The 1,043-nt window shown below is 67.8% G+C and carries 2 protein-coding genes; one reads left to right on the top strand and one right to left on the bottom strand.

What is annotated here, in order from left to right; translation table 11 throughout:
- Window positions 1-21: 21 nt before the first annotated feature.
- On the bottom strand, window positions 22-834 hold the full coding sequence (locus ACY34I_RS40475; RefSeq protein WP_462760841.1) for an IS5 family transposase: 813 nt from the start codon (window positions 832-834) through the stop codon (window positions 22-24).
- Here ACY34I_RS40475 and ACY34I_RS40470 point away from each other — a divergent pair.
- Window positions 835-1,043: hypothetical protein (locus tag ACY34I_RS40470; RefSeq protein ID WP_462760840.1), on the top strand; the 209-nt coding region annotated here is incomplete at its 3' end. It lies immediately after the preceding gene.

Raw genomic sequence — 1,043 nt, 5'->3', positions numbered from 1 at the left:
AGAGCCTGGTAAATAAGGGTTTCAGGTGTGTTGGTGGCGGGCGAGGCGGCGGGTCATGACGATGATCATGGCCCATTGGACCATCGCGGCGTGGTGCTCGGGTAGCCGTTCGTAGTCTCGGACGGTGCGTCGGCACCGGTTGATCCACGAGAACGTGCGCTCCGCGCACCACCTTCGGTGCAGCACGACGAACGTGGTCTGCCCGGCGAGCTTGGCAACGATCTGCACGGTCAGGGCGAGGCGGGCGGCGGCCCAGTCGACGAGTTTGCCGGCGTAGCCGCTGTCGGCCCAGGTCAGCCGGATGGTGGGGAAGCAGGCGCGTAGCGCCCATAGCAGGGGCCGGGCGGCGTCGCGGTCCTGGACGTTCGCGCCGGTGACCAGGATCGCGAGCAGTAGTCCGCAGGTGTCCACGGCGATGTGGCGTTTCCGGCCGTTGATCTTCTTGCCGGCGTCGTAGCCGCGGCTGGGTCGGCCGACGGTCTCCGCTGCCCGTACCGACTGGGAGTCGACCAGCGCGGCTGTCGGCTGCAGGTCACGACCCTCGACCTGTTCGCGGACCTGTTCCCGCAGGCTGTTGTGCATGCGGTTGAGGGTCCCGTCGCGGGTCCAGGTCTTGAAGTAGTGGTAGACGAGCTTGTGGTGCGGGAAGTCGGCAGGCAGCGCGTTCCACTGGCAGCCGGTGCGGTCGAGGTAGCGGATCGCGTCCACGATGTCGCGGCGGGGGTAGGTGATCGGCCGGCCGCGTCCGGTCCCGGCCGGTACGTGCGGGGCCAGGACCTGCCATTCGGCGTCGGAGGTGTCGGACGGATAGTGCCGTGGCCGGGCGGTGGGCAGGTGATCGTCAACGGTAGCCGGGGTGGTGGATGCGGCGACGCCGGCGACAAGGTATACAGACAGGGTTGGGCCTTCGGTCGTGCTGGTTTAGTCACCTTTGCTCGTATCCGAAGGCCCTTCCCCATGTCACGCCGCCACGCCGGCGCCGTCACCGTCGTCGATCTTCATCAGGACCGGCGGCCGCCCAAACCCCTTATTTACCAGGCTCT

The organism is Micromonospora sp. RTBAU3-60, assembly GCF_054963695.1.
The sequence above is the reverse complement of the archived record's forward strand: the minus strand, read 5'-3'. Positions and strand labels throughout refer to the sequence as shown.